The sequence below is a fragment of the Cupriavidus basilensis genome (genome assembly GCF_008801925.2).
Lineage (GTDB): Bacteria > Pseudomonadota > Gammaproteobacteria > Burkholderiales > Burkholderiaceae > Cupriavidus > Cupriavidus basilensis.
Window position 1 is genome coordinate 55,524 of record NZ_CP062804.1, and the last position, 14,885, is coordinate 70,408.

The window sequence follows — 14,885 nt, forward strand, 5'->3', positions numbered from 1 at the left end:
CGCTCTTTTGATTTCCCTGTTGATTCCCTGTCTCCCCAGACGCGTGGGCATTCGTCCTACAGGGCTTACAGCCGCCGCCTGACACGCAAAGCCGCCGCGACTGCCTAAGCTGATCTCAGCGCCCTCCTGTCCATGCATGTGGGAACGACGCGGGCTCGGCGAGATTGCCGGCCCCGCCGCTGGAGGGCGATTCATTCCTGTACCGTCGCTAAAACTGGAGCTGACCATGAACAAGGATCAAGTGAAGGGCCGTATCGAGGAAGCCAAGGGCAAGGTGAAGGAAGTTGCCGGAAAGGTGACCGGCAGCGCCAGCACCGAGATCAAGGGCAAGGTGGAGCAGATCGTCGGCAAGACGCAGGCCGCTTATGGTGACGCCAAGGAAGACGCCAAGCGTACCCGCTAGCGCGTGAGCGCGATGGCGCAATGACGCCATGGAAAACGCCGCCAGTGCCCCGGGGTCATGCGACCCAGGGGCACCGGCGGCGTTGCTGCATTCAGAGGCTCAGCTGAAGCACTCGCTGTAGAAGCGGGTGGCGGTGCCGACGGGACGGAACGTATACGGCAGCTCGGCAAGTGCCGCTGCGTCCAGCGAGCCGTATGGGATATCTAGGCCGAGGCCGCTGGCGTCAGTGACCGCCCGGTCTTTGCGCTGGGTGTCGTGCGTGGAATTGTGATGCGTGCTCATGTGCGTTCTCGCTGACTCTGACTGGCGTGCCACGGGGAGATGCCTCGTAGCTGGCGCGGGTGAAATGGCGATGCGTGTGGCTGCCATCGGTACGGGCCATGTTAGCTAAACGCGCCGGAAAGATAATCCGGCCCTGGCAAAATACACTGTTGCGCAATCCCATCCAATGGCACGCTGGCCGAGGCGCCGCCAGCACGTGGCGCGGCGATCGGGCATGCACGGTGCCTTAGCCGTCCCATCCCGCATGCCTTTCCAGATTCCTTTTCCCCACCTCGATTCGCCAGCCATATCGGTCTATCCTTATCGGTCTATATTTGGCTAGTGCGCGCGCGTGCCGCGCTGCCTTGCTGCCGTGAGCGCGTGCTAGCACCGCTGCGGCACTGGCCTGCCCCGGCCCGACCGACTCATTGCAGGAGCCAGCCATGTCCCGCTTCCCGTCATTGCCGCCGTGCTTTGCCGATCGCCGCGAAGCCGGGATCTTTCTTGGGCGGCACCTGGCGGAACGCGGCTTTGGCGCCGCCGCGGCTGGCGAGGCGCCACTGGTGCTGGCGCTGCCGCGCGGCGGTGTGCCGGTTGCCTTTGAGGTGGCGCGGATCCTCGAAGGCCGGCTCGATATCCTGCTGGTCCGCAAGATTGGCGCTCCCGGCTATCCGGAGCTGGCGCTGGGCGCGGTCGTGGAGGGCGACGCCGCCGGCAGTGTGCCGCTGACTGTGGCAAACGACGATCCCTGGACGCGCCGCGCACGTGACAGCGGTGCGTTCGATGCCGAGCGCGGCCGCCAGCTCGACGAGATCGGGCGCCGGCAGCAGCGCTATCGCGGCGGTGCGCCCGTGCCGGCCATGGCCGGGCGCACCGTGATCGTGGTGGACGACGGCGTGGCAACCGGCGCCACCATGCGCGCCGCGCTGGAAGGCGTGCGCCGGGCCCAGGCAAAGCGGGTGGTGGCGGCCGTGCCGGTTGCCTCCATCGAAGGCGAGGCCAGCTTGCGCGCGTCGGCGGATGAGGTGATCTGCCTGAACGTGCCGGCCAGCTTTGGCGCCGTGGGCGCCTTCTACCTGGATTTCAGGCAGACCACCGATGAGGAAGTGATGGCCTTGCTGCGCCAGTGTGCCTGCGGGCGCCCGGCTTGAGTTGCGCCGCCGCCTGCGCGGGCGCCCTTAGCGCTGCGCCGCCAGCCTGGCCTTCAGGTGCGGCACCAGCCCGCCGGCCTGCAGCAGGGCGCGCAGGAATTCGGGGATCGGCTCGCAAGCCACGCGGCTGCCATCGGGCAGCACCAGGCAAGCCTGCCCGAGTTCCAGCCGCGCCGCCCCGCCATCCGCCAGGCGCGTGGTGTCGTGGCAGACCAGCACCGGCAGGCCCAGATTGATCGCGTTGCGGTAGAAAAGGCCTGCGAAAGACGGCGCGATCACCGCGGCCAGGCCGAGATGGCGCAGTGCCTGTGGCGCCTGCTCGCGCGAGGAACCCACGCCAAAGTTACGTCCGGCCACCAGCAGGTCGCCGGCGCGCACCATGGCTGGAAACTCGGGACGCAGCCCGGCCAGGCAGTGGCGGGCAATCTCTTCGACGCCGCCCTTCATCTGGGTGCCGGGTGCCATCTGGTCGGTATCCACGTTGTCGCCAAAGCGCCAGATCCGGCCGCCAGGAAGGGGGGGGATGGGCACTGGGCTCATGGCAGCAACCCGCGCGGGTCGGTGATGCTTCCGGTGACGGCGGATGCCGCCACGGTCAGCGGTGAAGCCAGCCAGACCGCGCTGCCGCTTTCGCCCATACGGCCGGCAAAGTTGCGCGCGGTCGAGGCGATGGCGCGGCTGTCGGCAGGAAAGCGGGAAGGGCCATAGCCCGCGCACGCGTTGCAAGCATTGGGCAGCAATTGCGCCCCGGCGTCCAGCAGGATGGCCAGCGTGCCCTCGCTCTCGGCCTGGCGCTGGTCGCGCAGCGAGGCGGGTGCCACCTGCAGCGTGACCCCCGGCGCCACGCGCCGGCCGCGCAGCACGCTGGCAGCCATGCGCAGGTCCTCCAGCTTGGCGCCGGTGCAGGCGCCCAGGTAGGCGATGTCCACGCGCTGGCCGGCCGCCTGGTCAACCGGGCCGGTGTTGGCTGGCGAATGCGGCGCGGCCACCTGCGGCGCCAGTGCCGCCGCGTCGAAGCGGTGGCTTGCCAGCACTGGCGCGCCGGGCTCGGTGCGCCAGTGCGAGAGCGCGATGGCGTCGAGCTTTGCGGCGGGCACGCCGGCCTGCGCCAGCCAGGCCCGTGTGGTGGCGTCAGGCGCGATCAGGCCAGTCTGTGCGCCAAGCTCGGCGCTCATGTTGGTCAGCGTCATGCGTTCCTGCATGGGCAGGGCCGTCACGGCCTCGCCGGTGTACTCGATGGCTTCATAGCGGCCGCCATCCAGTCCCAGCCGGCCGCACAGGAACAGCATGATGTCCTTGGCGCAAACCCCGGCCGAGAGCTTGCCGTCCCATTGCAGGCGGATGGTATGTGGCACGCGCAGCCAGATCTCGCCGGTGGCCAGCACGCCGGCCATCTCGGTCGCGCCGATGCCGAACATATACGCTCCGAACGCGCCGCCGGTGGGGCTGTGACTATCGCCGCCCACGATGAAGCGTCCCGGCAGCACATGGCCGTATTCGGGCAATACCAGGTGGCAGATGCCTTCGCCGTCGATGAAGTGAGGCAGGCGTGCCTCGCGGACCCAGTCGCGGGTGAAGCGCACGATCGCCTCTGCCTCGGGATCGGCTGCGGGCAGGTAGTGATCGGTCACCACCACATAGCGCTCCGGGTCCCACACTTTGGCGCCCAGTTCGCGCAGCAACGGCGCCACCCGGCGCGGGCCGCTGGAATCGTGCGACATGGCTAGGTCCACCCGGCATGTCACGATGGTGCCCGGCGTGACCCTCTCGAGGCCGGCAGCCCGCGCCACCAGCTTTTGCGCCAACGTGGCCGGCATGTGGGCGGGCCCGGCGAGCGGTCTCATTCCGGGGTGGCTCCCGAATACTTGACCACCTTGGCCCAGCGCTTGATGTCATTGCGCACGAAGGCGGCAAAGGCGTCTGGCGAATTGCCGACCGGCTGCGCGCCGTCAAGCTCCAGGCGCTTGCGCACCGCGGGCGCATCAAGGCCCTTCCGGGCGGCCTGGTAAAGCGCCTGCAAGACGTCCGGTGGCAGGCCGGCGGGGCCGAACAGGCCGAACCAGGCGCTGGACTCGAACCCCTTGACGGTGGCGCCGATCGGCGCGACGCCAGGGAACTGTGGCAGCGGCGCCGGGCTGGTGACGCCAAGCACCTTGAGTTTCCCGCTCCTGACGTGCGGGAGCACGTTGAAGGTACTGGCGAACATCAGGTCGACCTGGCCCGAGAGCAGGTCCGTAATGGCCGGCGCAGTGCCCTTGTAGGGGATGTTGACGATGTAGGTGCCCGTCATCATCTTGAACATGTCGCCGGCCAGATGCACGGACGAACCCACCGAGCCGATCGCAAAATTCAGCTTGCCGGGCTTGCTCTTGGCCAACTGGATCAATTCCGGGATGTTATTCGCGGGCAGGCTCGGCGTGGCAACCAGCACGCTGGGGACGGTCGCCACCAGCGTGATCGGCGTGAAATCCTGGACCGGGTCGAAGGGCAGCTTCTTGTACAGCGTGGCGTTGATGGTGTGGCTGGTGAAGCTCATCAGCAAGGTAGTGCCGTCCGGCGCGCTCTTGGCGACCAGGTCGGCGGCGATATTGCCGCCGGCACCCGGGCGGTTTTCCACCAGCACGGGCTGGTCCAGCTCCCGGGACATCTCCTGGGCGATGGTGCGCGCCAGCGTGTCCGTGGTGCCCCCGGCGGGCGCTCCCACCAGGATGCGGATGGGTTTGCGCCCGGCCGCCTGGGCGCGCGCCGACGGCGCCTGCGCAAGCAAGCCAAGGCTGGCGGCGGCGTAGAGCAGCCCGCGCATTGCCTTGCGGCGCGAGGGGTGCGTGAGCGCTTGGGAGAGTGGTCGGCCCATGCGGGGAGCAGGCATCGCGGTTTCCTTCCAGGAAGATCGTGAGCGTGCAGTATCGCTTGCTTTTCTTACTCGCGCAGCCCCGTTCGCGCTTCGCTCTCCACCCACACGTTGGCACTGTCGCCACCGGCGGGAGAGAGCTCCATGCGGTATTCATAGCGGTCCGGACGGTATTGGCCAAGCAGGAATTGCACCGGGCGGCCGGCCTTGTCCAGCACCACGCGGCGCACCGCCAGCAGTGCGCCGCCTACCGGCACGTCCAGCAACGGTGCCACCACCACGTCGGCCAGCCGGGCCGACAGTGTCTGGCTGGCGCGCCCAAGCTGCACGCCAGCGCTCTCGAGCAGGCGCAGCATCGGCGTGATCTCGAGATCCTTGCGGTTCAGGCCGCGGCCCAGGTCGGCCGGCAAATAGGCAGTGATGTGCGACAGCGGGCGGCTGCCGTAGTGACGCACGCGCACCACCTTGACCACTGGGTCGCCTGGCTGCAGGCCAAGCGCTTCGGCGACTTCCGGCGTGGCATGCACATCGTCGATCGAGATCACCTTGACCGAGGTCTTCTGACCCATGTCGATGATGTTGTCGAGCAGGCTGCCGGGCCGGTCGCCAAGCGTGACCGGCTTGATCGGATGTGGGTTGACGAAGGTGCCAAGGCCGCGGTGACGGCGCACCAGACCCTCCTGCACCAGGCGATCGAACACGCGCCGCATGGTCACGCGCGACGCGTGAAACTGCTTGGCGAGGTCGATTTCACCGGGCAAGGGGCCTTGACCAAAACGGCCTTCCACGATCTGTTGGCGTAGTACCACGTAAATCTGGTGATACAGGGGAACGACGGCTTCACTCATGGTTTCCCTTGTGATTGGGCGACAGGTTTGAATTAGCCTTAATGTACTTTAAATCAGACATAGAGCCTAGTCATGTTGTCATATGTTGCTTATTAGTTGCTTAAACGTTGCGCAGGCGTTGCGCGCGCGCACCGCATAGGCAGCATGCAGCGCAATCTCCCGACATGAAAGCCACTGCGTGGCAGGACAACGCATGCCGTGACGGACTGCAACGGCCGGGTGTCATCCGAAGGGTTGAGACCCGTCGCGAGCGACGACCAGTGCACCGGCAGCGAGGCGTGTTTCACTTGCGATACAGCCCTTGTGGCCAAGGGTTTTCCTTAGGAACCCCGCTAAAGGCCTGATAGCAGGGGATTTTCGGCGGTCCCGGGAAACGCCTGGCCATGCGGTGCATCCGGCCGTGTCACAGCCGTGTGACATGTCGTGTGCGGTTCACAGCGGCGGCGCCCGCGCCTGTCCTCAGGAAGCTAGAGAAAGGCTGATTGGATGGCTTTGTAGCCCTTGTGTTTCAAGGGATTACAGGATCTAAGCCGCTCCCTGGCACTGATTATGCGCAAGGAGAGGCTGGTTTGGCGGAATGCCGGACCTGAGCCTTTAGCCGGTGTTCTCCCCGAGTGCCGGAGCGAGGCTGAGCCGCTGTGACATCCTCCTGGGAGCTTTGTATGAAAAAGACCTTACTTGCGTCGGCGATTGCTTTAGCCCTTGGGGCTGGCGGTCAGGCCTGGGCCAATCCGACGAACACCAATGATCCGACGAAATCGGATAACACCAACACCCAGACAGCCACCGCAACGTCAACCCAGTCGGGCGGCGGCGCCTCGGCGAATGAGAATTCCACGGCAAGCCAAGACAACAGCACACACAACTGGACCTCCAACAAGACTTCTACCAAGACTTCGACCAAGACCACCACCACCACCAAGACCAACACCGATAACAAGGGCAAGGTCAGCTTCGACGACGGCTATGGCAACGCTGGCGCCAACAACGGCAGCACGGCCACTGCCAACTTCACCAACTCCTTCAACACTAGCAAGGCCATCGCAATCAGCAAGCTATCCGGCTCGGTGAGCGGCATCTCGATCGGCAATATCGGTAACGTCGCCACCAACAACGGCAGCGCCATGGGCGGCGCCGGTGGCAAGGGCGGCGCCGGTTATGGCGGCGATGGCAAGGGCGGCACCGGTGGCAATGGCGGCAATAGCGGCAATGGCGGCAACGGCGGCAGCGGCGGTTCGGCTACCAATGGCAGCGCCAATGCAGGCTATGCCTCCAACGGCAGCGCCAAGGCAGGCGACGGCGGCAATGGCGGCAAGGCCATTGGCTGGGGTGGCGATGGCGGCAACGCCAAGGGCAGCGGCGGCGGCGCGCTTAGCGCCAGCGTCGGCGTGGGCGGTGACGGCGGCAATGGCAAGGGCTCCGGCGGCGGCGCCCTGGGCGCGAGCCTGGCAGGCTCCGGCAAGGGCGGCAGCGCAGGTGCGGGCGGCGGCAGCGCTGGCGGCCTGAGCGCAGGCGTGGGCGGCAGCAGCGGCTCCATGTCCGGTGGTGGCGGCAATGGTGGCGGCTGGGGTGCCGGCGGCGGAGGCGGAAGCAGCACGGCAGGCGCTGGCGGTGCCGGCACTGGCGGCACTACCACCACTACGGCCGGTGCGGGCAGCGCGGGCGGTGGCAATGGCGGCGCGGCGACAGCCGGTGCGGCCAGCCCGACCGGCGGTGCCGGCTCTGGCAGCGGCGGCGCAGGCGGTGCCGGCAGCGGCGGCTCGTCGGTGGCCACCGGTGGAGCCGGCTCCGGCACGGGCGGCGCAGGTGGTGCTCAAACCAGCTTGGCCGGTAACGGCGGCGGCGGCGGCAGCGCGACCAATGGCGGCGCATCGACCATGGCCAGCAATGGCAGCGCAACGGCCGGCAACGGCGCGGTTGGCGCATCGTCCGGCGCCGGTGGCGCTGGCGGCGTGGGCATGGGCGGCACCGGTGGTACCGGCAATGGCGCAGTGGGTGGAGCCGGCGGCGCCGGTGGCACCAACTATGTCGATGCTGGCACCTTCAATATGTCCAATACCATGACCAGCGTTGGTCAGTCGGCAGCGGGCATCATGATCGCCAACCAAAACAGCGGCTTCGCTTCGCTGGTGCAACAAAGCGTCAACGTCCAGGCCAACCTGGCGGTCGGCAAGTAAGGCAAGTGCGTGGCGGTGGCGTGCGCAGCGGGTGGATGGCCCGCGCGCACGTCCCGCCGGCACGGCTTGACTCCGGCAACTTAGGGCATTCCGGCGCGTTGTTCGTGTACGGGATGCCCATTCGACGAAAAGTCCACTCGTCTCTTGTGTGAGCGTCAGGATGGGGACGCCATACGGAAGGCTGAAGGAGACACCAATGCGATCGGTCCGCTCCGCTGTCATCGCGACGACGACAGCAATCCTGGTTTGGCCAGGCCTGCCGGCCTACGCCGAGCCGCAGCCCGCCGGGCCATCTGCCGCAGTGCCTGCGGTCAACGCCGGATCCACCACGGAACACAGCGCGGCGGCCCCGGACCAAACGCCCCCCGCGACCGCGCGTGAGCGAGGCGTTCTCGCTGGTCTCGGCAAGCCTGTCGGCAGTGACAAACTGCAGGATATCCGCGGCGGCTCCGAGCTCGTGGTCAATGACATGCGCCTGGCCGGCACGGTGGCGGACAACAGCGCCAACCGTGTGATCAGCGGCTCCAACAGCATTGCCGAAGGGTCTTTCGCCAGTGCCGCGGGTTTGCCGACCGTGATCCAGAACACGGGTTCCAATGTGCTGATCCAGAACGCGACCATCATTAACGTCCAGTTCAAGCCATGACGCTGCGCAAGCTGCTTTTGCAGGCCGCGCTGCTGCTGGCTTCGGCCAGCGCACCGCTGGCCTGGGCCGATTATGCCGTCGTCACGGGTGACGGCGGCAACTATTACAGCGTGCGGGTGACCAGCCTCAAGGAGGCGCGGTACAAGACCACCATTCGCCAGCAATACGACTTCAGTTGCGGCTCCGCCGCCGTGGCGACACTGCTCACCTACCAGTATGGCTACCCGGTGAGCGAGCAGACGGTGTTCCAGAACATGTACGTCAACGGCGACCAAGCCAAGATCCGGCAGGAGGGCTTCTCGCTGCTGGACATGAAACGCTTCCTGGAGTCGCGCGGCTTCCTGGCCGACGGCTATGAATTGCCGCTTTCCAAGCTGGAGGAAACCCAGATCCCGGCCATCGTGCTGGTGATCGAGAACGGCTACCACCATTTCGTCGTGGTCAAGGGCGTGCATGGCAACCGCGTGCTGGTCGGAGATCCGGCGCTGGGCACGCGCGCGCTGTCGCGCGAGCACTTCGAGCAGATCTGGGACAGCCATTTGCTGTTCGTGATTCACAACCGCGAGGAATCGGCGCGGTTCAATCTCGCCGCCGACTGGCGCATCGCGCCAAGCGGCCCTTATTCGATGGGCATCAACCGGGATAGTCTGTACTTCACCGTCATGCCTTCGCATGGCGGTAGCGACTTCTAAGGAACGTACCATGTTCCAGACATCCTCAACGCCAGCACAGCGCCGCCGCGGCGGGGCCGGTTCGGCCACCGCAGCGATGTTGCTGGGCGCCGGCCTGGCCTGCGCCGGGCAAGCGCGGGCCGACGAAGGCACCGGGCTCGAGGCGCTCGACTTGCATAGCGCGTCCGGCTCTGCCGGCCTTGCCGCAGCGCCGGCCGTGCCGGAGCAAACCGATAGCCGAACCAATAACCCTTACCTGGCTGCCGCGCTCGGCAGCATGGCCGGCCGGACGCCGGCCCAGCAAGAACCCGTTGCGGCGCCCCTGGCGGACCACCTCGCCGAAGTCGCGCCGGATCCTACGACAGATAGCAGCGGCGCGCTCGAGGCCGCATCCGGGCCATCCGGGCGATCCGAGCCATCCGGCCCATCGGATACCAAGGATATCCAGGCCGCGCCACCACCGCCGGCGGCGCGGGCCGACACGGTTGCCTGGAAGCCGGTGGCGGACAAAGACCTGCAAGACCTGCGCGGCGGCTTTGCCGCAGCCGCGCGGCCGGCCGCCGAGGCGTCCGGCGATGCCGCCATCGCGGGGCCTGACACCGCGCGCGCGCAAGCACCGGCACCGCAGGTGCACGCGGCTCGCACCACCATGGCGAGCTGGAAACCCGTGGCGCAGGAGCGCCTGGATGACCTGCGTGGCGGCTTCGACGTTGGCAGCGGGCTGCAGGTTTCGTTCGGTATCGAACGCACCGTGCTTATCAACGGTGCATTGGTGGTGTCAACCAGTCTTACTATTCCCGATGTGAGCCGCATCACTGCCGATCAGGCGACACGGTTGGCCGCGGCACTCAGTATAGCGACCGGCGCCGGGGCGGCGGCGGCCACGGCCGTGGGCAACGCGCTGGCTTCCAATCCCGTGACAGCCGGCACCAGCGGGGCCAACGGCAGCAGCGCAGCAGGAGGCAGCAGTAGCAGTACCGGCACCAGTGGCAGCGCCAGCGGCAGCGCGGGCACCGCGGTGACCAGCCTGCCGGCGACAGCGATCGCGGCGGCCGGTGCCGCGGTGACCACCAACGGCGTCCTGAGCCTGATACAGAACGGGCCAGGCAATAGCGCCGCGGCGAGCATGCTGGCCGGTGCGCCGGTGACGGTGATTCAGAACACGTTGAACAATCAGTCGATCCAGAACCTGGTGACCATCAACGCAGGGGTTAACACCTTGCAGGCATTCCGCGCCCAGGTGGCCAACGCGACGTTGAACAATGCATTGCTCAGTGCAGCCGGCAGGCATTGAAGACGGACGACTGGAAGCAAGTTGCGCAAAGCGAGAAGCAGTACGGGTTAAGCAGGTTGCGGACTCCTGTACAAAGTAGTCCGCCGTCCGGGGGAGGAAGGCGAAATGAAAAAAGGGTCGCTGCGAGGCATCCGGCAGGCCGGGTGTTCGACATTGCTGTTGCTGGGCGGGATGGCACAGGGCCAGACCCCACCTGACGAAGGACCGGCCGCGGCAAAGCTGGAAGCGCTCAAGCGGGAGGTGACCGAGCAGGCCGCCACCCTGGAGCAGATGAAGCGGTCGATGGCGGAGCAGGAGGCCACCATCCGCGAGTTGCGCAGCGTGCTGGGTACCGACGTGCTGGCGAGAAAGCGCGGCGGCCAGCGCGCGCCCGGCACTGGCGGCGTGACCCCTGGCGATACCGCTACCAATGCCGCCTCCGCCGCTGCCGGCTCGGCGGGCACGCAAGGCTTGCCCAATACCAACAACCTGCCGCAAGCCAGCGACAGTTCCCCTGGCAACAACCAGAACAATGCGCAGGACAACACCCAGATGGCGCTCGCCGGCGACGAGCAGCCGGTGGGCAAACCACCCGAGGCCAACACGGCCCCTCCTGCGATCGCGCCGATCTTCGACCAGCCCGGCGTGCTGACACCCGCCGGCAAGCTGGTGGTCGAGCCAAGCTTCCAGTACGGATATTCGTCCAGCGACCGGGTGGCGCTGGTTGGCTACACCATCATCCCCGCGCTCCTGATCGGCCTGATCGATGTGCGCGAGGTCAAGACCTCCACCTACATCGAAGCCGTCGCGTTTCGCTACGGTGTCACCAAGCGCCTGGAGATCGAAGCCAAGGTGCCCTATGTGCAGAGTTCCGGCTCAACGGTCAGCCGTGAAGTCTTCACCGGCACCGCGGTCGATAACGTCTTCAATGCCAGCGGCAAGGGGCTGGGCGACGTGGAGGCGACGGTGCGCTACCAGATCAACTACGGCAACGAGAAAATGCCGTACTTCATCGGCTGGCTGCGCTACAAGTCCGCCACCGGCAAGAGCCCCTTCGATGTGGTGACCGATTGCGTGACGCGCTGCGTGGGCAATACCACCGGCACCGGCCTGCCGCTGGGGCTGCCCACGGGTACCGGCTTCCAGGCAATCCAGCCAGGCATTACGTGGTTGTTGCCGACTGACCCGGCGGTGTTCTTCGGCACCTTTAGCTATCTGCACAATTTCGCACGGGATAATGTCAGCCGCACGGTACTGAACGGGCAACAGGAGCCGCTCGGCAAGATCGCGCCGGGCGATATCTTCGGCTTCAATTTCGGTATCGGCCTCTCGCTCAACGAGCATGCCTCGTTCAGTATCGGCTACGACCAGAGCATCATCTGGCCGACCAAGCAGAACGGCTCGACCGTGCCGGGCTCGGTGCGGGTGACGCAAGGCACCTTGCTGGTGGGCTATTCCTATCGGTTCAACAGCCGGTACACGCTGAACGTATCGGTCGGCGCCGGGCTTACCACCGATACGCCAAACCTGACGGTAACCGTGCGCTTGCCGATCACATTCTGATGCAAGGCGCGTACGCGAACGGACGGAAAACGCCGGGAGGTGACGCGTGGGCGGCATCGCTGCGATGTTGCCTTGCGCTCCCCCCGTGACTGGCGTACAAATGAAAAGACCCGTCCCCAGGGCGGATACGGATGCACCTCCACCATTTGGCTTGGCATGGCTGCGTGAAGGCGACTCCGCATGCACACCGCTGCCGGGATAGTCCGAAACGGCCAGACGTGGCCTGAAGCGAGGAGAGAGTCATGCGCAAACGTATCTTCTGGTTGTTGCCCGATCTTGCGAGTGCTCGCCGCACCATGGACGACCTGCTGCTGGCTCGCATCGAGAACAGCCACATCCATTTTGTCGCGCGCGATGGCGCCGATATGAGCGGCTTGCACGAAGCCAACCTGTTCCAGACTTCCGATATCGTCCATGCCGCCGAGATGGGGCTGATGGTGGGCGGCGGCATCGGTATCGTGGCGGGTGCGCTGGTGGCGATGTTCCCGATCGTCAGCGAGACCCCGCAATGGGGCCTGGTTGGTGTGCTGGCGGTGCTGGGCGCGGTGTTTGGCGCCTGGGCGTCCAGCATGATAGGCTGCTCCGCGCCCAACAGCCGGCACAAGGCCTTCGAAAAGGACATCGAGGAAGGCAAGATCCTGCTGATGGTGGACGTGCCGCGTGGCCGCATCGAGGAAATCGAAGCGCTGCTGCAATCGGCCCATCCGGAAGCCCGCTTCGCCGGGCTGGATCCCGCCGTTCCCGCCTTTCCCTGAGTTCTCGCTCGCGCTTGCCCCGCATCCCGATGGGCAGGACTGCACCCGTTGTCACGCCGAGGCTCGGCGGCCTGAGGGCCGCCTGCCCCGGCGGGCCAGCGCCCGATATTTCCCTAGCCGAGCCCTCCCTCGCCGCTTTTGCAACAGCGATTTGCCGAATCGCCTCGCTTTGAGGTAATTTGCGTGTCGCCGTGCCTATCCGTGGCACGCATGACAAAGCAAAAGATTCGTAAGCGAACGAGGGGTCGGAGATGAAGACAACATGGATGGCGTGCGGCCTGCTGGCCGCCACGCTGGGTGGGCTTGCGCCGTTGGCGCAGGCCGAGCAAGGGGTCACCAGGACCACCATCAAGATCGGGCAATCGGCCGGGGTGACCGGGCCGGTGGCGGGCTCGGTCAAGGAGCAGATCGCCGGGGCGCAGGTCTACCTGAAAACGGTCAACGCCAACGGCGGTGTAGGAGGGCGGCGCATCGAGCTGGTGACGTACGACGACGGTTTCGACGCCAGGCGCACGCCCGACAATGTGCGCAAGCTGGTCCAGGAAGACAAGGTGTTCGCGCTCTTCATGGTGCGCGGCACGCCGCAGAACGAAAGCATCCTGCCCATCGTCAACACCGAGAAGGTGCCGCTGGTGGCACCGCTGACCGGCGCCATCACCTTGCACCGCCCGGTCAACCGCTACGTGTTCAACGTACGCGCCAAGTACCAGGACGAGGTGGCCCGCGCCATCAACCATCTTGCCACCTCGGGCATGACCCGCATCGCCATCTTCTACGCCAACGACGGCTTTGGCCAGGACGTGTTCGAAGGCTTCAGCACCGCGCTGCAGGCGCGCGGCGTGCAGCCGGCGGCCAGTGCCTCGTTTGCGCGCCCGATGGGCGATATCCAGGCCGGTGTCGCCGCCATCAACAAGGCCAATCCGCAAGCGGTGCTGGTCATCGGCTCCGGCTCCGAGGCGGCGCGGCTGATCAAGGAACTGCGCCGCGGCGGCAGCCAGGCGCAGTTCGTCACGCTGTCCAACAATGCTGCCGACTCCTTTATCAAGGAACTAGGCGAGGATGCGCGCGGCCTGATCATCACGCAGGTGGTGCCAGGCACCAATTCCAGCCAGATGAGCATTGCCAGCGAATACCGCAGCCTGGCGCGGCAGCAAGGCGTGGACCCGAGCAATGCCGGCATGGAGGGCTTCATGTCGGCCAAGGTGCTGGTGGAGGGCTTGCGCCGTGCCGGGCCGGACCTGACGCGCGAGCGGCTGGTCGGCGCGCTGGAGAGCCTGCGCGACTATGACCTCGGCGGCATCCTGATCAGCTACAGCCCGACGCGGCATACGGGTTCGTCATTTGTCGAAATGTCGATCGTGTCGTCCACTGGCAAGCTGATCCGCTAGGCCCGCTGCGGTATAGTCGCCGCATGGCTACCATACCTTTTTCCCTCGAAGGCCGCGTGGCGCTGGTCACTGGCGGCGCGCAAGGCCTGGGCCAGGCAATTGCCGCCGGCCTGGCGCAAGCCGGCGCCCACGTCATCGTCGCCGCGCGCAACGCCGAGCGCGTGCATGCCGCCGTTGCCGCGCTGGCCGCTGACGGCGGCCGCGCCGAGCCGCTGGTGCTCGACGTCACCGATGCGGCCGCGGTCGACGCCGCCTTTGCCCACATCAATGCCACGCATGGCCGCCTGGATATCCTCGTCAACAACGCCGGCGCGCGCAACCGCAGCAATATGGCGCACCTGGACGCGGCGGACCTGCGCGAGATGCTGGAGACCAACCTGGTGGCGCCTTACGCCTTGTGCCGCCACGCGGCGCAGCTGATGCGGCGCGGGCGCTACGGGCGCATCGTCAATGTCAGCTCGATTGCGGGGCAGGTGGCACGTGCCAACGATGTGCTGTATCCCGCGACCAAGGGTGGGCTCGATGCGCTGACGCGCGCCATGGCGGCGGATCTCGGACGCGACGGGGTGACTGTGAATGCGGTTGCGCCCGGGTATTTTGCTACCGAGCCCAATCAGCCGATGGTGGATGATGCTGGCGTTGCCGACTGGTTGCGCCAGAGGACTGCGCTTGGGAGGTGGGGGCAGCCGGAGGAGATTGCGGGGGCGGTGGTGTTTCTGGCTTCGGGGGCGGCTTCATATGTTACTGGGCATGTTTTGGCGGTGGATGGGGGGTATCTGGCGCATTTTTGATTTTTGATTTTTGAATTTGGGTTTTGGCTGCGTGAGCTTGAAGTCAAAGTCAAAAGCAGTTTCACCACCCCTGCGGGGCGGCGACCTACTTTCTTGTCTTGCCAAGA

Annotated in this window: 15 protein-coding genes; 10 read left to right on the forward strand and 5 right to left on the reverse strand. The window is 66.4% G+C overall.

What is annotated here, in order from left to right; all coding sequences use genetic code 11:
• The first annotated feature begins 226 nt into the window (after positions 1 to 226).
• Complete coding sequence (locus tag F7R26_RS21200; protein WP_150989081.1) at positions 227 to 403, forward strand: CsbD family protein; 177 nt, start codon at positions 227 to 229, stop codon at positions 401 to 403.
• Between the two features lie 99 nt (positions 404 to 502).
• Here the strand turns inward: F7R26_RS21200 and F7R26_RS21205 are convergent, their stop codons facing one another.
• Positions 503 to 685 (reverse strand): hypothetical protein, encoded by a 183-nt coding sequence (locus tag F7R26_RS21205; RefSeq protein ID WP_150989078.1) that lies wholly within the window; start codon positions 683 to 685, stop codon positions 503 to 505.
• A gap of 422 nt (positions 686 to 1,107) precedes the next feature.
• On the opposite strand from F7R26_RS21205, the gene F7R26_RS21210 reads away from it, so the two are divergent.
• On the forward strand, positions 1,108 to 1,815 hold the full coding sequence (locus F7R26_RS21210) for a phosphoribosyltransferase (protein WP_150989076.1): 708 nt from the start codon (positions 1,108 to 1,110) through the stop codon (positions 1,813 to 1,815).
• A gap of 27 nt (positions 1,816 to 1,842) precedes the next feature.
• On the opposite strand, the gene F7R26_RS21215 is transcribed toward F7R26_RS21210, so the two are convergent.
• The 4 genes from F7R26_RS21215 to F7R26_RS21230 are packed head-to-tail and all read right to left on the reverse strand — an operon-like array spanning position 1,843 to position 5,514.
• On the reverse strand, positions 1,843 to 2,355 hold the full coding sequence (locus F7R26_RS21215; RefSeq protein WP_150989073.1) for a LeuD/DmdB family oxidoreductase small subunit: 513 nt from the start codon (positions 2,353 to 2,355) through the stop codon (positions 1,843 to 1,845).
• A complete protein-coding gene (locus F7R26_RS21220; RefSeq protein ID WP_150989071.1) occupies positions 2,352 to 3,659 on the reverse strand; it encodes a 3-isopropylmalate dehydratase large subunit in 1,308 nt (435 codons plus the stop codon). Before F7R26_RS21220 ends, F7R26_RS21215 begins: the two co-directional genes overlap by 4 nt.
• Positions 3,656 to 4,684 carry a Bug family tripartite tricarboxylate transporter substrate binding protein gene (locus F7R26_RS21225; RefSeq protein WP_416351358.1) on the reverse strand — a complete coding sequence of 343 codons (1,029 nt, stop codon included), beginning with the start codon at positions 4,682 to 4,684 and terminating at the stop codon, positions 3,656 to 3,658. Before F7R26_RS21225 ends, F7R26_RS21220 begins: the two co-directional genes overlap by 4 nt.
• Positions 4,685 to 4,734: 50 nt before the next feature.
• Positions 4,735 to 5,514, reverse strand: coding sequence for a GntR family transcriptional regulator (locus F7R26_RS21230; RefSeq protein WP_150989067.1), 780 nt, complete (start codon positions 5,512 to 5,514; stop codon positions 4,735 to 4,737).
• A gap of 662 nt (positions 5,515 to 6,176) precedes the next feature.
• Here F7R26_RS21230 and F7R26_RS21235 point away from each other — a divergent pair.
• The 8 genes from F7R26_RS21235 (at position 6,177) to F7R26_RS21270 (ending at position 14,778) form a co-directional block, all read left to right on the forward strand.
• Entirely contained in the window at positions 6,177 to 7,691 is a 1,515-nt protein-coding gene (locus tag F7R26_RS21235; protein ID WP_193692221.1) for a hypothetical protein, read from the forward strand.
• Between the two features lie 196 nt (positions 7,692 to 7,887).
• On the forward strand, positions 7,888 to 8,337 hold the full coding sequence (locus F7R26_RS21240; RefSeq protein ID WP_150986441.1) for a hypothetical protein: 450 nt from the start codon (positions 7,888 to 7,890) through the stop codon (positions 8,335 to 8,337).
• Positions 8,334 to 9,029: a C39 family peptidase gene (locus F7R26_RS21245; protein ID WP_150986442.1), complete on the forward strand. Its 696-nt coding sequence runs from the start codon at positions 8,334 to 8,336 to the stop codon at positions 9,027 to 9,029. The genes F7R26_RS21240 and F7R26_RS21245 overlap by 4 nt, the downstream gene beginning before the upstream one ends.
• Before the next feature lie 10 nt (positions 9,030 to 9,039).
• Complete coding sequence (locus F7R26_RS21250; protein ID WP_150986443.1) at positions 9,040 to 10,302, forward strand: hypothetical protein; 1,263 nt, start codon at positions 9,040 to 9,042, stop codon at positions 10,300 to 10,302.
• A gap of 105 nt (positions 10,303 to 10,407) precedes the next feature.
• Positions 10,408 to 11,844, forward strand: coding sequence for an acetate kinase (locus F7R26_RS21255; RefSeq protein ID WP_150986444.1), 1,437 nt, complete (start codon positions 10,408 to 10,410; stop codon positions 11,842 to 11,844).
• 242 nt (positions 11,845 to 12,086) lie between these two features.
• Complete coding sequence (locus tag F7R26_RS21260; protein WP_043352720.1) at positions 12,087 to 12,599, forward strand: hypothetical protein; 513 nt, start codon at positions 12,087 to 12,089, stop codon at positions 12,597 to 12,599.
• 251 nt (positions 12,600 to 12,850) lie between these two features.
• Positions 12,851 to 13,987, forward strand: coding sequence for an ABC transporter substrate-binding protein (locus F7R26_RS21265; RefSeq protein ID WP_150986445.1), 1,137 nt, complete (start codon positions 12,851 to 12,853; stop codon positions 13,985 to 13,987).
• Between the two features lie 23 nt (positions 13,988 to 14,010).
• Positions 14,011 to 14,778, forward strand: coding sequence for an SDR family oxidoreductase (locus F7R26_RS21270; protein WP_150986446.1), 768 nt, complete (start codon positions 14,011 to 14,013; stop codon positions 14,776 to 14,778).
• Positions 14,779 to 14,885 lie beyond the last annotated feature (107 nt).